This window comes from Thermus amyloliquefaciens (assembly GCF_000744885.1).
GTDB lineage: Bacteria > Deinococcota > Deinococci > Deinococcales > Thermaceae > Thermus > Thermus amyloliquefaciens.
Map to the genome: position 1 here is coordinate 1,884,093 of NZ_JQMV01000003.1, position 22,062 is coordinate 1,906,154.

The 22,062-nt window shown below is 66.6% G+C and carries 22 protein-coding genes; 16 read left to right on the plus strand and 6 right to left on the minus strand.

The features are described from left to right. Nucleotides 1-83 precede the first annotated feature (83 nt). Genes BS74_RS10165 through BS74_RS10175 form a run of 3 tightly spaced genes read left to right on the plus strand, consistent with a single transcriptional unit; the run spans nt 84 to nt 2,151 of the window. A complete protein-coding gene (locus tag BS74_RS10165; protein ID WP_038058411.1) occupies nt 84-776 on the plus strand; it encodes a sulfurtransferase in 693 nt (230 codons plus the stop codon). Continuing rightward, on the plus strand, nt 773-1,408 hold the full coding sequence (locus tag BS74_RS10170; protein WP_038058413.1) for an MBL fold metallo-hydrolase: 636 nt from the start codon (nt 773-775) through the stop codon (nt 1,406-1,408). Before BS74_RS10165 ends, BS74_RS10170 begins: the two co-directional genes overlap by 4 nt. Beyond that, nucleotides 1,396-2,151: a zinc ribbon domain-containing protein gene (locus tag BS74_RS10175; RefSeq protein ID WP_038058415.1), complete on the plus strand. Its 756-nt coding sequence runs from the start codon at nt 1,396-1,398 to the stop codon at nt 2,149-2,151. The genes BS74_RS10170 and BS74_RS10175 overlap by 13 nt, the downstream gene beginning before the upstream one ends. Before the next feature lie 58 nt (nt 2,152-2,209). Here BS74_RS10175 and BS74_RS10180 read toward each other — a convergent pair whose 3' ends face one another. Continuing rightward, entirely contained in the window at nt 2,210-2,638 is a 429-nt protein-coding gene (locus BS74_RS10180) for an OsmC family protein (protein ID WP_038058416.1), read from the minus strand. 97 nt (nt 2,639-2,735) lie between these two features. Between BS74_RS10180 and BS74_RS10185 the strand changes: the two genes are divergently transcribed. The 5 genes from BS74_RS10185 (at nt 2,736) to truA (ending at nt 7,994) form a co-directional block, all read left to right on the plus strand. Then, nucleotides 2,736-3,512 carry a metalloenzyme gene (locus BS74_RS10185; RefSeq protein ID WP_038058418.1) on the plus strand — a complete coding sequence of 259 codons (777 nt, stop codon included), beginning with the start codon at nt 2,736-2,738 and terminating at the stop codon, nt 3,510-3,512. Between the two features lie 84 nt (nt 3,513-3,596). After that, a complete protein-coding gene (locus BS74_RS10190; RefSeq protein WP_038058420.1) occupies nt 3,597-4,592 on the plus strand; it encodes an iron ABC transporter substrate-binding protein in 996 nt (331 codons plus the stop codon). A 40-nt stretch (nt 4,593-4,632) separates the two neighbouring features. Continuing rightward, the gene (locus BS74_RS10195) at nt 4,633-6,186 is read left to right on the plus strand and encodes an ABC transporter permease (protein WP_038058422.1); all 1,554 of its coding nucleotides are present in this window, start codon (nt 4,633-4,635) and stop codon (nt 6,184-6,186) included. Then, nucleotides 6,165-7,217 carry an ABC transporter ATP-binding protein gene (locus BS74_RS10200; protein ID WP_038058425.1) on the plus strand — a complete coding sequence of 351 codons (1,053 nt, stop codon included), beginning with the start codon at nt 6,165-6,167 and terminating at the stop codon, nt 7,215-7,217. Before BS74_RS10195 ends, BS74_RS10200 begins: the two co-directional genes overlap by 22 nt. Before the next feature lie 9 nt (nt 7,218-7,226). Then, nucleotides 7,227-7,994, plus strand: coding sequence for a tRNA pseudouridine(38-40) synthase TruA (gene truA, locus BS74_RS10205; protein WP_038058427.1), 768 nt, complete (start codon nt 7,227-7,229; stop codon nt 7,992-7,994). A 36-nt stretch (nt 7,995-8,030) separates the two neighbouring features. On the opposite strand, the gene BS74_RS10210 is transcribed toward truA, so the two are convergent. The 4 genes from BS74_RS10210 to erpA all read right to left on the minus strand — a co-directional run bounded on the left by BS74_RS10210 (nt 8,031) and on the right by erpA (nt 12,693). After that, nucleotides 8,031-9,218, minus strand: a complete 1,188-nt coding sequence (locus BS74_RS10210; protein ID WP_038058434.1) for an ABC transporter permease — start codon at nt 9,216-9,218, stop codon at nt 8,031-8,033. Between the two features lie 9 nt (nt 9,219-9,227). Continuing rightward, on the minus strand, nt 9,228-10,238 hold the full coding sequence (locus BS74_RS10215; protein WP_038058436.1) for an ABC transporter permease: 1,011 nt from the start codon (nt 10,236-10,238) through the stop codon (nt 9,228-9,230). Nucleotides 10,239-10,311: 73 nt separating this feature from the next. Then, entirely contained in the window at nt 10,312-12,180 is a 1,869-nt protein-coding gene (locus BS74_RS10220) for a peptide ABC transporter substrate-binding protein (RefSeq protein ID WP_038058438.1), read from the minus strand. Nucleotides 12,181-12,312: 132 nt separating this feature from the next. Next, entirely contained in the window at nt 12,313-12,693 is a 381-nt protein-coding gene (gene erpA, locus BS74_RS10225) for an iron-sulfur cluster insertion protein ErpA (RefSeq protein ID WP_038058440.1), read from the minus strand. A gap of 80 nt (nt 12,694-12,773) precedes the next feature. On the opposite strand from erpA, the gene BS74_RS10230 reads away from it, so the two are divergent. From BS74_RS10230 to BS74_RS10255, 6 genes are all read left to right on the plus strand, one after another. Continuing rightward, on the plus strand, nt 12,774-13,904 hold the full coding sequence (locus BS74_RS10230; protein ID WP_038058442.1) for a M24 family metallopeptidase: 1,131 nt from the start codon (nt 12,774-12,776) through the stop codon (nt 13,902-13,904). Nucleotides 13,905-14,044: 140 nt separating this feature from the next. Beyond that, nucleotides 14,045-14,977, plus strand: coding sequence for a ribose-phosphate diphosphokinase (locus tag BS74_RS10235; protein WP_038058444.1), 933 nt, complete (start codon nt 14,045-14,047; stop codon nt 14,975-14,977). An 11-nt stretch (nt 14,978-14,988) separates the two neighbouring features. Next, on the plus strand, nt 14,989-15,705 hold the full coding sequence (locus BS74_RS10240) for an alpha/beta hydrolase (protein WP_038058446.1): 717 nt from the start codon (nt 14,989-14,991) through the stop codon (nt 15,703-15,705). After that, the gene (locus BS74_RS10245; protein ID WP_038058448.1) at nt 15,686-16,255 is read left to right on the plus strand and encodes a DUF72 domain-containing protein; all 570 of its coding nucleotides are present in this window, start codon (nt 15,686-15,688) and stop codon (nt 16,253-16,255) included. Before BS74_RS10240 ends, BS74_RS10245 begins: the two co-directional genes overlap by 20 nt. Further along, the gene (gene speA / locus BS74_RS10250; RefSeq protein WP_038058450.1) at nt 16,252-18,144 is read left to right on the plus strand and encodes a biosynthetic arginine decarboxylase; all 1,893 of its coding nucleotides are present in this window, start codon (nt 16,252-16,254) and stop codon (nt 18,142-18,144) included. The genes BS74_RS10245 and speA overlap by 4 nt, the downstream gene beginning before the upstream one ends. Before the next feature lie 46 nt (nt 18,145-18,190). Further along, nucleotides 18,191-19,267 carry a diguanylate cyclase gene (locus tag BS74_RS10255; protein ID WP_051946848.1) on the plus strand — a complete coding sequence of 359 codons (1,077 nt, stop codon included), beginning with the start codon at nt 18,191-18,193 and terminating at the stop codon, nt 19,265-19,267. Nucleotides 19,268-19,378: 111 nt separating this feature from the next. Here the strand turns inward: BS74_RS10255 and metK are convergent, their stop codons facing one another. Continuing rightward, nucleotides 19,379-20,557 (minus strand): methionine adenosyltransferase, encoded by a 1,179-nt coding sequence (metK, locus tag BS74_RS10260; RefSeq protein ID WP_038059178.1) that lies wholly within the window; start codon nt 20,555-20,557, stop codon nt 19,379-19,381. Nucleotides 20,558-20,641: 84 nt separating this feature from the next. Here metK and murI point away from each other — a divergent pair, with 84 nt between their 5' ends. Both murI and BS74_RS10270 read left to right on the plus strand, forming a co-directional pair. After that, complete coding sequence (gene murI, locus BS74_RS10265) at nt 20,642-21,415, plus strand: glutamate racemase (RefSeq protein WP_038058452.1); 774 nt, start codon at nt 20,642-20,644, stop codon at nt 21,413-21,415. Further along, nucleotides 21,415-22,059 (plus strand): LOG family protein, encoded by a 645-nt coding sequence (locus BS74_RS10270; protein ID WP_038058453.1) that lies wholly within the window; start codon nt 21,415-21,417, stop codon nt 22,057-22,059. Before murI ends, BS74_RS10270 begins: the two co-directional genes overlap by 1 nt. Nucleotides 22,060-22,062: the final 3 nt, after the last annotated feature.

Consider the following 22,062-nt stretch of genomic DNA (forward strand, 5'->3'; position numbering starts at 1 on the left):
CCTCACTTATATCACTTGCGCCTTGCTTTGTCAAGTATCCTTATCTCTCAACGCCTACCCATGCGCCCCCTATAATCAGGGGCATGGAGGTCCCTCCCGAAGCCGTCCTGGTGGATACCCGCCCCCGGGCCGCCTACGAGGCCGGCCACCTGCCCGGCGCCCGGCACCTGGACCTCTCCGCCCCCAGGCTGCGCCTGCGGGAAGAGGGGGAGCTTCAAGCCCTGGAAGCCGGCCTCACCGAGCTTTTCCAGGAACTGGGGCTCAAAAGCCCCGTGATCCTCTACGACGAGGGCCTAACCAGCCGCCTTTGCCGCACCGCCTTCTTCCTGGGGCTTGGGGGGCTGGAGGTGGCCCTTTGGACCGAGGGCTGGGAGGCCCAGGCCACCGAGCGGGAGGAGCCCAAGCCCCAGCGCTCGGACACCATCGCCCGCCTCCGCCGGGACTGGCTCCTTACCGCGGACGAGGCGGCCAGGCACCCCCTCCTTCTGGACGTGCGTAGCCCCGAGGAGCACCAGGGCAAGGTCCACCCCCCCTGCTGTCCCAAGGGGGGTCGCATCCCGGGAAGCCGAAACGCCCCCCTGGAGCTTTTTCTGGAGCCGGACAAGGTGCTCAAGCGGCTCGGCCTGGAACCGGGGCAGGAAGTGGGGGTCTACTGCCACTCCGGGGCCCGGAGCGCCGTGGCCTTCTTCGTGCTGCGGAGCCTGGGGGTAAAGGCCAGGAACTACCTGGGCTCCATGCACGAGTGGCTCCAGGAGGGGCTTCCCACCGAGCCATGAGGGTCCACCGCCTGAGCGTGGGCCCCCTCCAGGAAAACACCTACCTGGTGGAGGGGACGGAGGGGACGGTGCTCATAGACCCCGGGGACGAAGCGGAAAGGATCCTGGCCCTCCTGGAGTCCACGGGGTTAAGGCCCGAGGCCATCCTGCTCACCCACGCCCACTTTGACCACGTGGGGGCGGTGGCCCCCTTGGTGGAGGCCCTATCCCTGCCGGTCTTCCTCCACCCCTTGGACCTCCCCCTTTACCGGCACGCGGCGGAGGTGGCCCGCATGTGGGGCCTGGCCATCCCCAACCCCCCCCTGCCGGTGGAGCCCTTGGAGGAGGGGCAGGTCCTTTTCGGCTTCACCGTCTGGCATCTGCCCGGCCATAGCCCTGGCCATGTGGCCTTCCTTCACCCCGGCGGGGCCCTAGACCCCCTTCGGGTTTTTTCCGGGGACCTCCTCTTCCGGGGGAGCATCGGCCGCCACGACCTGCCGGGGGCAAGCCGGGAGGACCTCTTCCAATCCCTCAGGCGCCTCCTCACCCTGCCTCCCAGGACGGAGGTCTACCCGGGGCACGGGCCCAGCACCTCCCTGGCCCTGGAGGCCAAGACCAACCCCTTCCTCCTGGGGTTAGAATGGGAGACGTGAACGGGGCGGACGCTCCCCACAGGGGACAGCTCGAGGCGCTCAAGGCTCTTTACCACCTGCAGGAAAAGGACCTGGAGATAGACCGGTTGCAAAAGGAGGCGGAGGCCCTCCCCCAGGATCTGGTTTCGGTGAAGATCCAGGTGGAGGCCCTGGAGAGCCGGCTTGCCGACCTCCTGGAGCGCCAGGCGGAGCTTCGCAAGGAGTACAACCGCCACAGCCTGGACATCGAGGACCTCACCGCCAAGGAGAAGCAGGCGGAGGCTGAGCAACGCCAGGCGCAAAGCGCCCGCGAGCAGACCCAGTACGAGAACCGCATCCAACAGATCAAGGACCGGATCAAAGAACTCCTGGAGCTCTCCACCCCCATCATGGAGGCCATGGAGAACTTGGAGGGCGAGATCCAGGAGGTGGAAGCCCAGCTCGCCGCCTTAAGGCCCCGCCTGGAAGAGCTCCTGGAGGCCAACCGGGTCAGGGTGGAGGCCCTCAAGGCGGAGATCGCCGTCAGGCTCGAGGAACGCTCCCTCATGGCCCAGACCATCCCCGCCCCCATCCTTAAGGAGTATGAGGCGGTGCGCCGGGCCCGAAGGGGCACCGGCATCGCCCGCATGCACCGCCAGGGCCAGGTCTTCCGCTGCGAGGGGTGCAACGTGGTGCTGCCCACCCACGTGGCCCAGAAGGTGGTGCAGGGGCAGCTGGTGCGCTGCCCCTCCTGCGGCCGGCTTCTTTGGAAGGGGGAAGACTAGGGCGGCCTAGGCCCCAAGGGGGGCCCGGGAAAAGCCTTGGTCTCCCATTGCGGCAACCTCAGGCCAGGCGGGCCTCGAGGGTGATCTCCCCCACCCCCGCCAAGGCCCGGGAAACCGGGCACCCCTCCTTGGCCGCCTGGGCGATTTCCTTGAACTTCTCCGGGGTTATCCCCGGCACCTCCGCCTCGGCGATCAGGTCAATCCGGGTAAGGGTGGCCTTCCCCTCCACCATCTCCAGGTGCACCCGGGCCTCCGTGGCGATTCTCTTTGGGGGAAAGCCCGCCCGCTCCAAGGAGGCGGCCAGGGCCATGGAAAAGCACCCCGCATGGGCAGCGGCGATGAGCTCCTCGGGGTTGGTCCCCGGCCCCTCCTCAAAGCGGGAGGGGTAGGAATAAGGACCCTCAAAGGCCTGGCTTTGCAGCTTCATCCAACCCTGACCGTTACGCAAACCGCCTTCCCATATGGCATTGGCCTTTCTTACCGGCATGGCTTTACCTCCAAGGTCAGGATACCTGGAACCTTGGGAAGCTCCGGTGAGGCAAGGCACGTTTGACGCGGGGAAACGGGTGGCGCACACTGGAGGCGTGCTCTTCCTCTTCGTGGACGGCCTGGGCCTGGGAGAGGCCTTGGAGGATCTCTTCCCCCTTCTTTTGGAGCTTTCCCCCAGGGCCCTGGACGCCACCTTGGGGGTGGAGGGCCTGCCCCAGTCGGGCACGGGCCAGACCACCCTCCTCACCGGGGTCAACGCCGCCAGGTTCCTGGGCCACCACCAAGGGCCTTTCCCTGGCCCCCGGCTCAAGCCCCTGCTCCAGCAAAGCCTCTACGCCTGGGCCAGGGCAACAGGCCTACGCGTCCTCCACGCCAACGCCTACCGCCCGGAATACCTGGAGCGGGCCACCCGGGGAAGAAGGCTGCTCCTCTCCGCCTTTGCCCAGGCCGCCCTTTTGGCGGACCTGCCCCTCCTGCCCCTGGGCCATCCCCAGGCCCTCAGCCCCGGGTTCTGGGAGGACCCCTACGGCGCAGGCGCCCAGGCGGCGGCCCTGGCCCGGGGCTTTGACCTGGTGGTCCTGGAGTACTGGGCCCTGGACCTCTATGCCCACCGCTTCCCGGAAGCCTTGCCCGAGCGCTTTCGCGAGCTCTCCCTATTCGTGAAGGGCTTCCTGGAAGCAGGCGGCACCCTCCTCCTCACCTCCGACCACGGCAACGCCGAGGAGCCCTGGCACCCCAAGCACACCCGAAACCCCGTGCCCCTGGTTTACACCGGGGAAAGCCCCTCCTGGCCGGAGGACCTGACGGGGGTACTCCCCTGGTTGCAAGTGATTATCGCTTCTAAAGTTGGAAAATCCGACCGGAATACTTGACTTTCATCCCCCCTTGGGGTAAAGTCCCCAGGCGGAGGGCGCCCTCGCCCCAGGAAACCCCTGGGGAGGCAGGAAGGAGGCAAGATGCAGCGAAGAAGGTTCCTTACCCTGATGGGCCTTGCGGCTTTAGGACTGGCTTCTGCCCAGCAACCGACCCTGACCCTCTACTCCGGGCGGGGGCAAAGCCTGGTGGAACCCTTGGTGAAGCAGTTCCAGGAGGAGACCGGCATCCGGGTCCAGGTGCGCTACGGCACCGACGCCCAGATCCTGGCGGCCCTGCAGGAGGAAGGAGGGCGCTCCCCAGCCGACATCTTCTGGGCCAACACCGCGGGCGCCTTGGGCCAGGCGGCCAGCAAGGGGCTCCTAAGGCCTTTGGGGGACACCCTGCTTAGGCAACCCCAGGCCTTCGTGCCCGCCTCCAAGGCCTGGGTGCCGGTGACGGTGCGCCTTAGGGTGCTGGCCTATAACCCGCAAAGGCTGAAACCGGAAGAGCTCCCGGCAAGCCTCCTGGACCTGCCCCGCTTCGCCCAGGAAAAGGGCCTGGCGGGCCGGGTGGGCTGGACCCCCACCTACTCCAGCTTCCAGGACATGGTGGCGGGGATGATCGCCCTCCACGGGGAAACCAAGACCCGGGAGTGGCTTTCCGCCATGAAGGCTCTTAACCCCAAGGGCTACGCCTCCAACCCGGCCATGCTGGACGCCATCCGCGCTGGGGAGATCGACCTTGGCTCCACCAACCACTACTACGTGGTGCGCTTCCGCCGGGCCGGGTACAACCTGGGCCTCCACTACTTCAAGGACGGGGATGCGGGCAACCTGGCCTTGGTCACGGGAGCGGGCATCCTCAAGACCTCCAAGAACCTAGTGGCCGCCAACCGCTTCCTCACCTACCTGCTTTCCCCCAAGGGGCAGCAGTACTTCGCGGGGACCGTGGGGGAATACCCCCTGGTGAAGGGGGTGGTGGCCGACGCCCACCTCCTCTCTCTGGAAGAGGCGCTGAGGAAAAGCCCCAAGCTGGACTTTGAAAAACTGCCCCTGGACCAGGCCCTAAAGCTCCTCCGGGAGCTGGGCATCCTCTAGGACCGCCCCTTTGGGGCAGGGGTAGGAGGCAGATCCGAAGATGACCAGGGCAAGAAGGCTCCCCCAACTCCCCGGGCTCCTGCCCTTCCTGGTGCCCGCCCTCCTCACGGGGGGCGGGGTGGCCCTCCCCCTCCTCTACCTGGTTCTGAGGGCCCTCGAGGGCGATCCGGAAACCCTAAAGGCCATCCTCCTCCGCCCCAAGAACCTGGAGCTGGTGAGGAACACCCTCTCCCTCCTCCTCGGGGTTCTTCTGACCACCACCCTCCTCGCCCTGCCCCTGGCCTTCCTCACCACCCGCACCGACCTAAAGGGAAAGCGCCTCTTCTCCGTCCTCCTCACCCTGCCCCTGGCCATCCCCGGGTACGTGGGGGCCTATGTGCTCCTCTCCGCCACGGGGCCCGGGGGGATCCTGCCCCTGCCGCGCCTCGAGGGGTACTGGGGGGCCCTTTGGGTCCTTTCCCTCATCACCTACCCGTACCTCTTCCTGGGCCTGCGGGCCGCCTTCTTGGGGCTGGATCCCAGCCAGGAGGAGGCCGCCCGGACCCTGGGCCTGGGGCCCCTGAGGGCCTTTTTCCAGGTGGTCTTCCCCCAGCTCCTCCCCGCCCTCCTGGCGGGGTACCTGGTGGTGGGCCTCCACGTTCTGGGGGATTTCGGAACCGTGAGCCTGCTGCGCTATGAGACCTTTTCCTACGCCATCTACCTGCAATATAGCGCCGCCTTTGACCGGGTCTACGCCGCCTGGCTGGCCCTCTTCCTCCTCCTCTTCACCGGGGGGCTTCTCCTCCTGGAAGGGTTCCTCCTCCGCCGGCTCAGCCTGGCCCGCACGGGCAAGGGAAGCGGGAAAAAAGCCAGACCCCTAAGCCTGGGGAGGTTTGCCCCTTGGGCTTACCTTCTTCTCCTGCTGCCTGTCTTTCTGGCCCTGGTTCTACCCCTCTATGCCCTCTTCCACCTGGCCAGCCGCTTTCCCCGGGAACACCTGGAAGGCCTTTGGGAGGCCCTGGCCCACTCGGCCATGGCCGCCGTGCCCGCTTCCCTTCTGGCCGTGGGCATGGCCCTGCCCATCGCCTACCTGGCGGTGCGCCACCCCTCCCCCGCCTCCCGCTTCCTGGAGAGGCTGGCCTACATGGGCTACACGGTCCCCCCTCTGGCCTTCGCCCTGGCCTGGATCTTCTTCAGCCTGAAAAGCCTTCCCCTCCTCTACGGCACCCTGCCCCTCCTCATCCTGGTTTTGGCCTTCCACTTCCTGGCCGAGGGCATGGGGCCGGTGCGGGGGGCGCTTTACCAGGTGCCAAGGCGCCTCGAGGAGGCGGCCAGGACCCTGGGGGACACCCCCACCCGGGCCTTCTTCCGCGTCACCTTTCCCCTCCTCTGGCGGGGCGCCGCGGCCGGGGGGGCCTTGGCCTTCATCGGGGCGGTGAAGGAGCTCCCCATCACCCTCCTCCTCGCCCCCATGGGCTACAGCACCCTTTCCACCCGGGTTTTCAGTTACACTCAGGAAGCCATGTTCGCCGAGGCCGCCCCCTTCGCCCTGGCCATTGCCCTCCTCTCGGCGGCCTTCGTGGGGGTGTTGCTTTGGAGCGAGCGCCGCTTCTGACCCTGGAAGGCATTGTCAAGCGCTTCGGCGAGCACGAGGTGCTCAAGGGGATTGACCTCGAGGTCTACCCCGGGGAGATCCTGGCCCTGCTGGGACCCTCCGGCTGCGGCAAGACCACCCTCCTCCGGGTGGTGGCCGGGCTGGAAAGCCCGGAGGCGGGGCGGGTCCTCCTGGAGGGCAAGGACATCACCCTTCTGCCCCCGGAAAAGCGGGGCATCGGCTTTGTGTTCCAGGACTACGCCCTCTTCCCCCACCTCACCGCCCTGGGCAACGTGGCCTTCGGCCTCAAGGGGAAAGACCGCTACGAGAAGGCCCGCAAGGCCCTGGAGCGGGTGGGCATGACCCTTTTCCAGGACCGCAAGCCGGGGGAGCTTTCCGGAGGGCAGCAGCAGCGCATCGCCCTGGCCCGGGCCCTGGCCCCGGGACCCAAGCTGGTCCTCTTGGACGAGCCCTTTTCCAGCCTGGACGCGAGCCTTAAGGCCAGCACCCGGGAGGAGGTGCGCAAGATCCTCAAGGAAACCGGCACCACCGCCCTCCTGGTCACCCACGACCAGGAGGAGGCCCTCTCCTTCGCCGACCGCTTAGGGGTGATGCGGGGGGGGAGGCTGGAGCAGGTGGGCACCCCGGAGGAGGTCTACCTCAGGCCCAAGACCCCCTTCGTGGCCCAGTTTTTAGGGCGCACCAACCTGCTTTCGGGGGAAGGGTTTGGGCGGTATGCGGAGACCTGCCTGGGCCCCGTGCCCCTGGCCGAGCCCGCCCACGGGCCCCTGCTCCTCTCCTTGCGCCCCGAGGCCCTAAGGCTTCTTCCCCCGGAGGCCCCGGAGGGCGTCCTGGGAGAGGTGTTGGCCCGGGAGTTCAAGGGGCACGACCTCACCTACCGGGTGCGCCTCCTTTCCCCGGAAAAGGAGATCCTGGTGCAGGAGGGGCCGGAAAGCCCCTTCCGCGTGGGGGACCGGGTACGGCTCAAGGTGGTGGGGAAAGGGGTGGCCCTGGAGGGCCACCCCGCCAAGGCCCCGGTGGGGGCGGATTAAGCTGGGCGCGTGCGCCGCATCCTGATCCTCACCGAGTACGACGGAACCCATTTCGCGGGGCTTCAGCGCCAGCGCCCAGGCTTGCGCACCGTGCAGGGGGAGCTGGAAAGGGCTTTGCCGGAGATCGGGGCCCTCCCCAAGGCGGTGGCCGCCGGGCGCACGGACGCCGGGGTCCACGCCCTGGCCATGCCCTTCCACTTTGACCTCCCGGGAAAAATCCCCACGGAAAAGATCCCTGAGGCCTTAAACCGCCTTCTCCCCGAGGACCTCAAGGTGCTCTCCGCAAGGGAGGTGGCCCAGGACTTCCACGCCCGCAAGGACGCCCTCTGGCGGGCCTACCGCTACCGCCTCCTCCTCCGCCCCCACCCCTCCCCCCTCCTGCGGCACCGGGCCCTTTGGGTCCGCCGCCCCTTGGACCTGGCCGCCCTGCGGGCGGCCTTGGCCCACCTCCCAGGCCGGCACAACTTCCTGGGGTTCGCCGCAGGGGAGGTGCGGGAGGGGGTGCGGGAGCTCTACGAGGCCCGGCTGGAGGAGGTGGAGGGGGAGCTCGGCCCTGAGCTCCACCTCCTCTTCCGGGGGCAGAGCTTCCTCCGGGGCCAGGTGCGGGGGATGGTGGGCACCCTTTTGGAGGTGGGCCTGGGGAAACGCCCCCCGGAAAGCCTGAGGCGCATCCTGGAAACCGCCGACCGCCGCCTGGCGGGCCCCAGCGCCCCGCCCCAGGGGCTTTACTTCCTCGAGGCGCGCTACCCGGAGGACAAGCTCCTCCCAAAAACCTGAGGACCGGGGATCCCCCGGTCCCCAGCGCCCAGAGGCCTAGAGCCTGCTCCTCGGGTCCAAGGCGTCCCGCAAACCGTCCCCCAGGTAGTTGAAGGCCAGCACGGTGATGAAGATCATGAAGCCCGGGGGCAAGGCCAACCAGGGTGCGGTGAAGATGTACTCCTGGGCATTGGTGAGCATGTTGCCCCAGGTGGCCACCGGGGGCTGGATGCCGAAGCCCAGGAAGGAAAGGGCCGCCTCCACCAGGATGGCCCCGCCGATCTGCAGGGTGGCCTGCACGATGAGGGGGGCTATGGTGTTGGGCACCAGGTGCCGGAACATGATCCGGGCATCGCTGGCCCCCAGGGCCTGGGCGGCGGTGGCGTAGTCCTGCTCCCTCAAGGAAAGGATGTTCCCCCGCACCAGCCTTGCGGTGCCCAGCCAGCCGAAGAGGACCAGGATGGCGATGATGATGAACACGCTGGCGGCATCGCCAAAAACCCCTTGCGCCCACTGCCCTACCTTCACCCCAGGATCCCGCAGGAGGGCGGAGAGCACCAAGAGGAGGGGCAGGGTGGGGATGGTCAGCATGAAGTCGATGAGGCGGCTAATGGCCACGTCCAGGTCCAGGCGGATCTGCCCCCTAAGGCCGTACCAGGCAGCCCAAAGCACCAGGACCACGGTTAGGCCAAAGCCCAGGTAGCTCCCCACGCTTCCAGCCCGCAACCCATCCTCAGCCAAGGCCCAGGCGATGGAAAGGGCCAGGTACAAGACCCCGTAGTAGAGGAACCAGGAGAAGACCCGCCACAGGGCAAAGCTCCAAGGGTAAAACCCCTCCTTCTCCCGGCGCAGAGGGCCCAGGTAAAACCGCAGGGGGCGACCGGAGAAGTAGCCCGCCAGGGTACCCATGATGGTCCCCAGGATCACGCTGGAAAGGGCCACGGCAAAACCCACCAAAAGGGAGATGCGGGAACCGTAAATGATGCGGGAAAGCACATCCCGCCCGAGGTCATCGGTGCCCAAAGGGTGCTCCCGGGAGGGAGGGTTGAAGTAGTACTGGCCCACGTCCTCCCCTGTGGGCTGGGCGGTGGGATCGTAAGGGGCAATCCAGGGGGCAAAGATGGCCATGAGGACCAGGAGGATGATGACCACCAACCCGGCCATGGCCATCTTGTGCCGCCGCAAACGGCGCCAAAAGAGGCTTGCGAACGTGCGGGGTTTAGCCTTCACAGCTTGCGTTGCCATGGCGCACCTCTAGCTGTAGCGAATGCGGGGGTCCACCACCGCGTAGGCCAAGTCCGCCAACAGGTTGAAAAGGGCCGTCATCAGGGCCAAAAAGGCCAAAGCGGCCATGGCCACGTTGTAGTCCTTCTCCACCAGGGCGTCAAAAATGGCCCGCCCCATGCCGGGGTAGCTGAAGATGGTCTCGGTGATGGTGGCTCCCCCCAGCACCCCTGGGATGGCCAGACCCACCAGGGTCACGATGGGGATAAGGGCGTTCCTGAGGGCGTGCTTGTAGAGCACCACCCGCTCGGCCAAGCCCTTGGCCCGGGCGGTGCGGATGTAATCCTGGGAAAGCACCTCCAACAAGGAAGCCCGCATGAACCGGGTCCACTCCGCCATCTGCAAGGAGGAAAGAGCGATGACCGGAAGGATGAGGTGCCAGGCCCACTGCCCCAGGAAGTAGCCGAAGCTCACGGCCCCTGACCGCACATCCTCCCAAAGCACCCCCGGCACCCCTCCCGTGGGGAAGCGGGGGAACCCGGGGATATGGTCGGGCAACCAAATGGCAAAAAGGTAAAGCAGCAGGATGCCCAGGAAAAAGACCGGCATGGAAAACCCCACGAAGGACAAAAAGGTGATGACGTAATCCGCCAGGGAGTACTGGCGCACGGCGGAGAAGACGCCCACGGGGATGGCCACCAAGAGGGCCAGGGTGAGGGCCAAGCCCGAGAGAATCAGGGTCTTGGGCAGGCGCTGGACGAAGATGTACTCCGCCGCCGGGATGCCGTAGGTGCGGCTGTAGCCCAAATCCCCCTGCACCGCTCGGGAAAGCCACTTGAAGTAGCGGATATGCAGGGGCTGGTCCAGGCCGTAGGCCCGCTTCAAGGCCTCAAACTGCTCGGCGGTCATGCGGGGGTTTTGCCGCTTCAGTTCCTCCAAGGGATCCCCGGGCTGCAAGGCCAGCAGGGCGTAGATCACCACGCTGGCGGCAAGGAGCAAGGGGACCATCTGCAAAAGCCGTCGCACCGTGTAGGCAAACACCTTTGTACCTCCCGTTTTTGAGCCTCAAAAAGCCCGCTGGGCTTTAAGCCCAGCGGGCCCCACTATACCACGGCTATTTGATGGAAAGAGCGTACTTCGCCTGGTCCCACTTCTTCACGGCCCCGCGGCTCTCCCAGCCGATCTCCCAGGCGTTCCAGCCGGGGTAGCCGTTGCCGCCCGCGTAGGCGCTGGCCACGTAGTTGACCAGGCCCTTGCGCACCACGTAGGGGTTGGCGCGGAAGTAGAGGGGCAGGGCGGGAAGCTCCTCCGCCCAGATCTCCTGGGCCCTCCAGAAGAGCTGCTTCCGCTTGGCCTCGTCAAACTCCAAGACCCCTTGGCTGGTCAGGCGGTCAAACTCGTCGTTCCGCCAGCCGCCGATGTTCTGGCCCTGGTAGTTGTTCTCCTTGGTGGGCACCAGGATCGCCCCGGTGTTCAGGTTCTTGTACTGGAAGAGGTCGCCGCCCTCCGCCAGGCTGGACACCCAGGCGAACTCAAACATCCCGGTCCACTTGCACTCGCTGGCCCGCTGGATGTAGTCGTCGGAGAAGACCACGGCCGAGGGGGCGTTGTTGATCTTGACGGCGATGCCGATCTTCTTGAGGTCCTCGGCGAAGAACTGCTGGGTGCGCTCGCGGATGGCGTTGCCCGCGGTGGTCACGAACTCGATCTCAAACCGAACGGTACGCCCGCCCACGGTGCGCTGGAGGATGCCGTCAGGCCCCTTCTTCCAGCCCATCTGCGCCAGGAGGGCCTCCGCCTTCTTCAGGTCAAACTCGTACTTCTTGACGTTGGGGTTGAAGAGGGGGTTGACGGGGGCGATCCAGGTGTGGGCCACGGGCTGGAGGCCATCAAAGAAGGCCTTCACCAAGCCCTCGCGGTTCAGGGCGTGGAGGATGGCCTGGCGGGTGCGGACGTCGTCCAAGCCCAGGTCCTTAACCTGCTGGCAGTTGCTGAACTTGTTGATGTCGATGTGCTCCCAGATGGCCCCGGGCACGAACCAGATGTCAAAGCGGCCAGGGGCGCGGGAGGTGAGCTGCTTGGAGCGGCCCTGGTCAAAGGTGAGGGCCACGCTGGAGGTGGCGTCGATGGAGCCGCCGATCACCGCCACCAGGAGGGAGTTGGTGTTCTGGATGAAGCGGTAGACCACCTTCTGCACGTACTTGCTCTCCCCACCCTCGGGCTTGATGGGGAAGTTGGGGTTCCGCTCCATCTCGATGGAGTTCCCCGGCACCCAGCGCTTCAGCTTGAAGGGGCCGGAGTAAACCATGGCCCCCCGGTTCAGGGCCTGGGGGGTGGCGAACTTGAGGAAGAAGTTGCGGTAGAGCTCGTTGAGCTTCTCCGCGTCCTTATCGGGGTCCAGGTTGCGGGCCGCGGCCTTCACCTTTTCCCACTCGGCCCCCATGATGTGCTTGGGGGCGTAGCCGATGGGCGAGCCGTAGGTGTCGTAGTAGTAGGCGGGCTCAAAGATAACGGTGAAGTTGCGGGCGTCCTTCACCTTGAGCGCCACCCGCTCCCAGTAGTCCGGGTTCAGGGTGGGCATGCCCTTGGCCTTGCCCACCTCGTAGTAGAAGGCCACATCCTCGGTAGTGATCGGCTTGCCATCGGACCACTTGGCATCCTGGCGGATGGTGAGGTCCATCTCCAGCCGCTTCTTGCCCCCACCGATGTCCGTTACCCGCAGGCGCTTGTTCTGCAGGGTGGGCACCTCGGTGGCCAGAACGGGGAAGTTCTGGCTATCCGCGTTAAAGCCGATAAAGGGCGCAAAGAGATAGCCTTCGATCTCGCTCTTGATGGCCTGGTTGGAGATGATGCTGAGGAAGTCCCCCGCCAGCACCCTAGGCTCCTGGGAAGCCCCGATGACCAGGCTGTTGTCCTGAGGCCCTGCCAGGGCCAGGCCCAGGGCGGTTAAACCGAGTACAGCCAGCTTGCCTACTTTTCTCATACGGCCTCCTTTCTCCGTGGTGGCACCATCCTTAGTGGCCGAGGCTATTATACGGCGCTTCCCATGAAGGTCAATGGGAAGAAGGTTAAAGGGGCCCAAGACCAGGGCCCCTAAAAGCGCTCCCAATGGAAATCAGTGGCCGCAGGTGCGGGCTTCGCCTTCCTGGTCCTTGGTGCGGAAGGAGTGGCCGCAGCCGCAGGTGCTGGCGGCGTTGGGGTTGTGCACGGTGAAGCCCCCGCCCATGAGGCTCTCCACCCAGTCGATCTCCGAGCCCACCAGGTAGGGCAGGGACATGGGGTCCACCACCAGGCGCACCCCGTGCATCTCCACGAGGGTATCCCCCTCGAGCTCCCTCTCGTCCACGGCCATGCCGTACTGGAAGCCCGAGCACCCGCCGGACTTGATGTAGACCCGGATGGCCGCATGCTCCTTGCCATAACGGGCCAGGATCTCCTTGGCCTTCTCCGCCGCCAGGGAAGTGATGCGGATTACGGCTTCCTGGGTTTCCACCATCTCCCAAACCTCCCTACCCCCTACCCTAGCACGTCAGGGGTAAGGAAAGGTGAGTTGGATCGCAAGGGTAGGATAAGGGGGTGGATCTCGCCCGTGTCCAGGAAGTCCTCGAGGCGGAGAGGCTAGACGCCTGGCTCCTCCTCTCCTTCGGCCGGAGCAACCCCTTGGCCCTTGAAGTCCTCGCCCTCACCCCCCTTCACCTCACCCGGCGCTTCGCCTACCTGATCCCGCGGGAAGGGGAGCCCACCCTCCTCTGCCACGCCATAGAGGAAAGCCTCTTCCCTCCCCTGCCAGGGAAAAGGCACACCTACCACACCTGGCGGGGGTACCTGGAAGCCCTCGCGGGGCTTGTGGAGGGGAAAAGGCGCCTCGCCCTGGAGTACGTGCCCGGGGGGCTCATCCCCTACCTTTCCCGGGTGGATGGGGGCAGCCTGGACCTCCTCAGGGGGATGGGCCTCGAGCTGGTCTCCTCCTGGCCCCTGCTCCTCCTCTTCCAAACCTGGGGGGAGGAAAAGGTCCAAAGCCACCGCCGGGCGGTGGAGGGCTTGGTGGCCGCCAGGGACCGGGCGCTGGCCTTCTTGCGCCAGAACCCGCGGCCCACGGAACGGGCGGTGCAGGCCGTCTTGGTCCAGGCCCTGGAGGAACGGGGCCTGGTCTTTGACCACCCTCCCATGGTGGCCTTCGGCCAAAACGCCGCCAACCCCCACCACGCCCCCACGGACAAGGCCCTCGAGGAGGGGGAGGTGGTGCTTTTAGACCTTTGGGCCAAGGAGAGGGGCGGGGTCTATGCCGACATCACCTGGATGGCGGGCCTAAGGCCCCCAGAGGCCGCCCACTGGGCCTTCCAGGCGGTGGCCCGGGCCCGGGACGCGGCCATCCGCTTCGTGGCCGAGGCCTACCGGAAGGGGCGCTACCCTAAGGGCTTTGAGGTGGACCGGGTGGCCAGGGGCCTTTTGGAAGGGGAGGGCTACGGCCCCCACATCCGCCACCGCACGGGGCACAACCTGGGAGAGGAGGTCCACGGCTCCGGCCCCCACCTGGACGACCTGGAAACCCACGACTTCCGCCCCCTGGTGCCGGGGCTGGCCTTCACCGTGGAACCCGGGGTCTACCTGCCCGATTTCGGGGTGCGCACCGAGGTGAACGTCTATTTGCACCCCCAAGGCCTCGAGGTCACCACCCCCTTGCAGGAAAGCCTCACCCTGCTCTAAGCACCCCGTCGTGGCTTGCGCCACCACGGGGACCCCAGAAAGCCTCCTTAGCCCTTCTTCCCTGAGGGCAACCGGCCCTTAACTGACCGGCGGACCTGGCGTGGGGCATACCCCAGGGGCGTGGTATCTTGGGGAACGGCATGGACCGCCCCCTGCTGATCTTCTCCGGTCAGTCCAATAAGCCCCTAGCCCAAGCCATCGCTGAGGCCCTGGACCTCCCCTTGGGGAAAAGCGCCACCCAGCGCTTCGCCAACGACAACCTCTTCGTGCGCTTTGAGGAAAGCCTGCGGGAGGGGGATGTCTTCATCGTCCAGTCCCTGACCCCCCCCGTGCAGGACCACCTCATGGAGCTCCTCATGATGGTGGACGCCGCCAAGGGGGCCAGCGCCGCCCGGGTCACCGCGGTCATCCCCTACTTTTCCTACGCCCGCAGCGACAAGAAGGACGCCCCCCGCATCTCCATCGCCGCCAGGCTCATCGCCGACCTCCTCCAGACCGCCGGGGCCGACCGGGTCCTCACCATGACCCTGCACTCCCCCCAGGTCCACGGCTTCTTCAAGGTGCCCGTGGACCACCTTTCCGCAGAACCCGTCATCGCCAACCACTTTGCCACCCGGGTGGACCTGGAAAACGCGGTGGTGGTGGCCCCGGACGCCGGTGACCTCAAGAGGGCCAGCTCCCTGGCCCGGCGCCTCCGCCTCCCCCTGGCCTTCATTGACAAGGAACGGGTTTCCGACACCGAGGTGCGGGTTCGGATGCTGGTGGGCGAGGTGAGGGGGAAGACCGCCCTGATCGTGGACGACGAGATCTCCACCGCGGGAAGCCTGGTGGAGGCGGTGGAGGCCCTGTTGCAGGCGGGGGCCAAGGAGGTTTACGCCGCCGCCACCCACGGGGTCTATGTGGGCCCGGCCCTGGAACGCATCGCCAAGAGCCCGGTGAAGGAGGTGGCCACCACCGACACCTGCCTCCCCAAGGAAGGCCCCAAGCTCAAGACCCTTTCCGTGGCCCCCCTCTTCGCCGAGGCCATCTGGCGCATCCACCGGGGGGAGTCGGTGTCCAGCCTTTTCACCTAAAGGGGAGCGGGATGCGGAAAGAGGCCTTGAACCTGGCAGGGCAGAGGGTGCTGGCCCACATCCCCGAGCGCCCCAGGGCCCTCCTCCTGGCCCTCCATGGGCTTCAGGGGTCTAAGGAGCACATCCTTTCCCTCCTCCCGGGGTATGCGGAAAAGGGCTTTCTCCTCCTGGCGTGGGATGCCCCCCGGCACGGGGACCGGGAAGGCCCACCCCCCTCCTCCAAAAGCCCCCGCTACGTGGAGGAGGTGTACCAGGTGGCCTTGGCCTTCGCCGAGGAGGCCAAGGCGGTGGCCCGGGAAGCGGGGGAGCGCTTCGGCCTGCCCCTTTTCCTGGCGGGCGGAAGCCTGGGGGCCTTTGTGGTCCACCTGCTCCTTTCCCAAGGGTTCCGGGCGGAAGGGGCCCTGGCCTTCATCGGGAGCGGTTTTCCCATGAAGCTCCCCCAAGGGCAGGAGGTGGTGGACGGCAAGGTTTTGGCCCTTTACGAAACCCCTCCTGCCCTGAGGGGAGAGGCCTACGGGGGCGTACCCCTTCTCCACCTCCACGGCACCAAGGACCTCATCGTGCCCCTTTCCCGCATGGAGAAAACCGTGGAGGCCTTGCGGCCCCATTACCCCGAGGGGCGGCTCGCCCGTTTCGTGGAGGAGGGGGCTGGGCACACCATCACCCCCTTGATGGCCCGGATGGGGCTGGCCTTTTTGGAGGCTTGGCTTGATCCTGGAAGGCCTTAGGGGGTATAGGGGCTACCCCGGGGGTTTTAAGGCCTACGCCAAGGCCTTTCCCACGGTGGAGCTCTCCTGGTGGCACCGGGTGGGGGACAGGAAGACCATAAGCCGGTTAAGGGCCCTGGCCCCCGAGGGGTTCCGCTTCAGCGTCTATGGCCACCAGCACCTCACCTTTGAGCCCTCAGGGGAGGAAAGGCGCACCCTGAGGCGTTTTCTGAGGCGCTTCCGGCTTTTCGGCGACAAGCGGGGAGCGGTGCGGCTTCTGGTGCCCCCAGGCGTGGGGCCCGCGCAGCTGGCCCGCTGGCTGGACTTTTTGGAGGAAGTCCAGGAGGAGCTGGGGCCCGTGCCCCTCGCCTTCCAGGCGGAAAAGGCCCTGCATCCCCTCTTGCGGACGAGGGGTTATGCCCTGGTCAACCAAACGGGAGGCCCTTTCCTCTACCTGGTGGACCCGGGGGAAACCCCTAAGGAAGGCGAGGGGTACCTTTACCGGAGCCCCACCCCTTCCCAAGCCGCCCCTTCCGCCCTACACTCAAGGGCGGAGGTTGAACGGGATTGAAGACCGCCAGGCGCTTTTCCCCCAAAGAAGCGGAAGAGATCTACCTGGTGCCCTACTGGGGAGCGGGGTTCTTCCGGGTGGGGCGGGATGGGGAGCTGGAGGTGACCCCCCTGGGCCCGGAAGGCCCTTCCGCCTCCCTTTTGGAGATCGTGGAGGCCCTTAGGGACGAGGGGCGGCCCTTGCCCTTGGTGCTCCGCTTCCCCCAGATCCTGGAGGCCCGGGTGCGGGAGCTCAACGAGGCCTTCCGGCGGGCCATGGAGAAGTACGGCTACCGGGGAGGCTACCGCGGGGTCTACCCCGTGAAGGTGAACCAGCGCCGGCTGGTGCTGGAAACCGTGGCCAAGGCGGGAAGGCCTTACCACTATGGCCTCGAGGCGGGGAGCAAGGCGGAACTCGCCCTGATCCTGGCCCAGGACCTCTCCCCGGAAGCCCTCATCACCACCAACGGCTTCAAGGACGACGACTTCATCCGCCTGGCCCTAATGGGCAGGAAGCTCTCCCGGAACGTGGTCATCACCCTGGAGAAGTTCGCCGAGCTTCCCCGGGTGATCCGCATCTCCAAGGAGCTGGGCGTCCGACCCCAGCTGGGCATCCGTTACAAGCTGAAGGCCAAAGGGGCCGGGCAGTGGGAGGCCAGCGGGGGAGAAAACGCCAAGTTCGGCCTCACCACCCCGGAGATCATCCGGGCGGTGGAGATCCTGAAGGAGGAGGGGCTCCTGGACACCCTGGTCATGGTCCACGCCCACATCGGCAGCCAGGTGACGGATATCCGCAAGATCAAGGCCGCGGTGCGGGAAGCGGCCCAGACCTACGTGCAGCTCAGGAAGCTGGGGGCCCCCATCCGGTACCTCAACCTGGGCGGGGGGCTGGCGGTGGACTACGACGGCTCCAAGACCAACTTCTACGCCTCCGCCAACTACACCCTTCCCGAGTACGCCGAGGACCTGGTCTACGTGACCAAGGAGGTGGTGGAGGCCCAGGGGGAACCCCACCCCACCCTGGTCACGGAGTCCGGCCGGGCGGTGACCGCGTACCACGAGGTTTTGGTCCTCGAGGTCATCGACGTCATCACCCCCCCGGGGGAGGCCCGGCCCAACCCCCCGCCCCCGGAGGCCCACCCCCTGGTCAAGGAGCTTTGGGAGAGCCTGGAAACCCTCTCCCCCAAGAACTTCCGCGAGGTCTACCACGACGCCTTCGCGGACAAGGAGACCCTGCAGACCCTCTACGACCTGGGGCTGGTGTCCCTGCGGGACCGCGCCCTAGCGGAGGAGATCTTCTACCACATCGCCCGGCGGGTCTACGCCATCGTGCGGGAACTGCCCTACGCCCCCGATGAGTTTGAGGACCTGGAAAAGCTGCTGGCGGACAAACTCGTCTGCAATTTTTCCATTTTCCAAAGCCTCCCCGACGCCTGGGCCATTCACCAGCTTTTCCCCATCGTTCCCCTGAGCCGCCTGCACGAGCCCCCCACCCGCCAGGCCACCCTGGTGGACATCTCCTGCGACTCCGACGGCAAGATCGACCGCTTCATCGACCTGCACGATGTGCGCCAGAGCCTGCCCGTCCACCCCATCCGCCCGGGGGAGGACTACTACCTGGGGGTTTTCCTGGTGGGGGGCTACCAGGACGTGTTGGGCAGCAACCACAACCTCTTCGGCCAGGTGGGGGAGGCCCACGTGGTGGTGGACGAGGAGGGGTTTGCCATCGAGCGGTTTGTCCCCGGGGAGACCGCGGAGAAGGTCATCGAGAAGATGGGCTTCACCGCCCGGGAGCTTTTCCTGGGCGTGGAACGGCTGGTGCGGCAAAGCCGCCTCTCCCCCGTGGAAAAAGGAGCCTTCCTGGAGCGGTACATGCGGGAGCTCCAGGGCTACACCTATCTGGAGGACTGAAGGGCCCTTAAGGGTTTGTTAAGGGAGGCTTGGCCATCCTGGGTATATGGCCCGGGCGGGACCCCTGTATACTGAAAGTGGCTTTCATCCCACCCTAGAGCTTTTGGACCCCCTAAACCCCCTAAGGCGGCGAACGGCCCTTTGGCTTCTGCCCTTGGGGGCCCTTTTGGCCCTGGTGGCCTGGGCCACCTCGAGGGCCGCGGGGCTGGACCCGGTGGACCGCCTCTTCCTCCCTCTCCTGGCCTTGGGTTTTTCCCTTTTGGCCATAGCCCTGTGGCGCTCCCCCCGCACCGGCCCCTGGGTTCTGGTCCTGGCCCATACCCTCGTGGCCACCTACCTCCTGGCCACCCTGGCCTACCAGCTCCTTTTGGTCCCCAACCCCTTGGGCCTGTCCCCTGCCGCCTACTGGGTGCCCTTCGTGTACTTTAGCAGTTTTCTTTTCTTTCAAGCCCGGCAAGCGGTGCGCCTGGCCCTCCTCTACCTCCTCGCCCTCTTTCTCCTTTCCGTGGTGGGGGCCTTCCGCGGCCACTTCCACGCGGAGCACCTCAACGCCTTGGCCCAGTTCTTCGGGGCCAACCTGGCCTATGTGGGCCTTCTCTACATGCTGGTGCGGGTCAAGGAGGGCTACCTGGAAGCCCAGCTGGAAGCCTACACCGACCCCCTCACCGGCCTTAGGAACCGGCGCTATCTGGATCTAATCCTGGAAAGGGAGCTCTTCCGCGCCCGAAGGTATAACCGACCCCTCTCCCTCCTGGTCCTGGATCTGGACGACTTCAAAAAGGTGAACGATACCTATGGCCATCCCGTGGGGGACCGGGTGCTAAGGGCCCTTGCCCGCTGCCTGGAAGAGCACCTCCGGAAAAGCGACCGGCCCGTGCGCCTGGGGGGGGAGGAGTTCGCCATCCTCCTGGTGGAAACCCCCTTAGCCCAGGCGGTGCGCCTGGCGGGGCGCCTGCGCCAGGCGGTGGCCGCCCTGAAGGTCATTCCGGTGGCGGGGTTGACCGCCAGCATCGGCGTGGCCGAGGCCCGCCCCGAAGACTCCCCCCTTTCCCTCCTCAAGCGGGCCGACGACGCCCTCTACCAGGCCAAACGCCGGGGGAAAAACCGGGTGGAGGTGGGTTAAGAGCCCCGGAAAGGGCCTGGGCCCCGCCTTCCTCTTCCTGCCCTTGGGTCATGTGGGCCCGGCGCCCCTCCTTTGGCATCCAGCGGGCAGGAGGGCTTCGCCAGGGGGGCCTCAGAGGCCCGCTTCCCGCCTTAGGGCCTCCACCCGGTCCGTCTCCTCCCAGGGGAAGCCCGCACGGCCAAAGTGGCCGTAGGCGCTGGTGGGGGTGTAGATGGGCCTTAGGAGGTCCAGCTCCTCAATGATGGCCAGGGGCCTGGGGTCAAACACCTTCCCCACGATCTGGGTAATCTTCTCGTCGGGGAGGATGCCAGTGCCGAAGGTCTCCACCCTCAAGGACACAGGCCGGGCCTTGCCGATGGCGTAGGCCAGCTCCACCAGGGCCCGGCGGGCCAGGCCTGCCGCCACCAGGTTCTTGGCCATGTAGCGGGCGTAGTAGCTGGCGGAGCGGTCCACCTTGGTGGGGTCCTTGCCGCTGAAGGCCCCGCCCCCGTGGGGCACCGCCCCCCCATAGGTGTCCACGATGATTTTCCGCCCCGTAAGCCCGGTGTCCGCGTGGGGACCCCCCAGGATGAAGCGGCCCGAGGGGTTGATGAGGTACTCCGTCTCCCCTTCCTTCAGGTACTCGGGGGGGATGGCCTGGCGGACCACCTCGCGGATGAGGTCCTCGCGGAGCTGGTCCTGCTCCACCTCGGGGGAGTGCTGGGCGGAGACCACCACCGTCTTCACGTAAAGGGGCCGGTCCCCCTCGTAGACCACGGTGACCTGGGCCTTGCCGTCGGGGCGCAGGTAGGGAAGAAGCCCCGTCTTCCGCACCTCCGCCAGGCGCATGGTGAGGCGGTGGGCCAGGGTGATGGGCAAAGGCATGAGCTCCGGGGTCTCGTCGGTGGCGTAGCCGAACATGAGGCCCTGGTCCCCCGCGCCCGTGCGGTCCAAGGGGTCGGTGGACTTGAGGACCCGCCACTCGTAGGAGAGGTTCACCCCGCCGGCGATGTCCGGGGACTGCTCGTCGATGGCGGTGAGCACCGCACAGGTGTCGGCGTCAAAGCCGTACTTGGCCCGGGTGTAGCCCACCTCCCGCACCGTCTTGCGCACCAGGCCCGGGATATCCACATACCCCTCGGTGGTGATCTCTCCCGCCACAAACACCAGCCCCGTGGTAACCAGGGTTTCCGCTGCCACCCGCGCCCTTTTATCCTGGGCGATCAGGGCGTCCAGGATGGCGTCGGAGATCCGGTCCGCCAGCTTATCCGGGTGTCCTTCCGTGACCGACTCGGACGTGACCAGCCTCAACTTGCGCACCTCCCTCGCCCCCCACCGGGGCAACCCTGATAGTATAGCACCCCCCTTTTGCCGTCCAGGGTATGATGGCGGCTCGTGAAGGACCCTAGGCGGCCCATCGGCGTCTTCGATTCGGGGGTGGGCGGGCTTACGGTGCTCACCGCTTTGCGCCGGGCCCTACCCCAGGAGGACTTTCTCTATTTCGGCGACACCGCCCGGGTACCCTATGGGAGCAAACCCCTCCCCATGGTGCGGCGCTTCGCCTGGGAGATCGCGGGGTTTTTGCTCCGACAAGGGGTTAAGGCCATCGTGGTGGCCTGCAACACCGCAAGCTCCGCCGCCCTTCCGGACCTGGCCGAGGATCTTTCCGTGCCGGTCTTCGGGGTGCTGGAGCCCGTGGCCAAGGCCGCCCAAGGCCACGGCAAGGTGGGCCTCATCGGCACCCAGGCCACGGTGGAAAGCCGGGCCTACGAGCGCTACGTGGAGGTTTCCTGGGCCAAGGCCTGTCCCCTTTTCGTGCCCTTGGTGGAGGAGGGGCTTTGGGATGACCCCGTGGCCCTCTTGGTGGCCCGGCACTACCTGGAGGAGGCGCCCAAGGACCTCGAGGCCCTGATCCTGGGCTGCACCCACTACCCCTTTTTGAAGAACACCCTGGCCAAGGTGCTTCCGGGGGTGAGGCTCCTTGACTCCGCCGAGGCCACGGCGGAGGCGGTAGCCGAGACCCTAAGGCGAGAGGGCCTCCTCAATCCCCTGGGCCAAGGCCGGGTGGTCCACTTCGTGACCGGGGACTTGGAAAGCTACCGGAGCCTGGCGGAGCGCCTGGGGGTGAGGGTGGAGGAGCTAAAGCGGGTCAGCCTGGAGGAGCTCTGATGGCCAAGAAACCCCTGATCGACCAGCTCCACCACGAGGACGCCTGGCGGCTTTTCCGCATCCTGGCGGAGTTCGTGGAAGGGTTTGAAACCCTTTCGGAAATAGAGGTCCCCCTGGTCTCCGTCTTCGGCTCCGCCCGCTTTGGGGAGGGCCACCCCGCCTACGGGCTGGGCTACCGCCTGGGAAAGGCCCTGGCCCAGGCGGGCTTCGGGGTGGTCACGGGTGGGGGGCCAGGGGTCATGGAGGCGGTGAACCGGGGGGCCTTTGAAGCCGGGGGGATCAGCGTGGGCCTGAACATCGAGCTGCCCCACGAGCAAAGGCCCAACCCCTACCAGACCCACGCCCTTTCCTTGCGCTATTTCTTCGTGCGCAAAGTGCTCTTCGTGCGCTACGCCCACGCCTTCGTCTTCCTGCCCGGGGGCCTCGGCACCCTGGACGAGCTTGCCGAGGTCCTGGTCCTCATCCAGACGGAAAAGGTCCACCCCTTCCCCGTCTTCGCCCTGGACCGGGGGTATTGGCAGGGGCTACTGGGTTGGCTTGGGTTTCTCCGGGAGCACGGGGCGATAGATCCCCAGGACCTCGGCCTCATCACCCCCCTGGACTCCCCAGAGGAGGTGGTGCGGGCCCTGAAGGGTGTATCCTAGAAG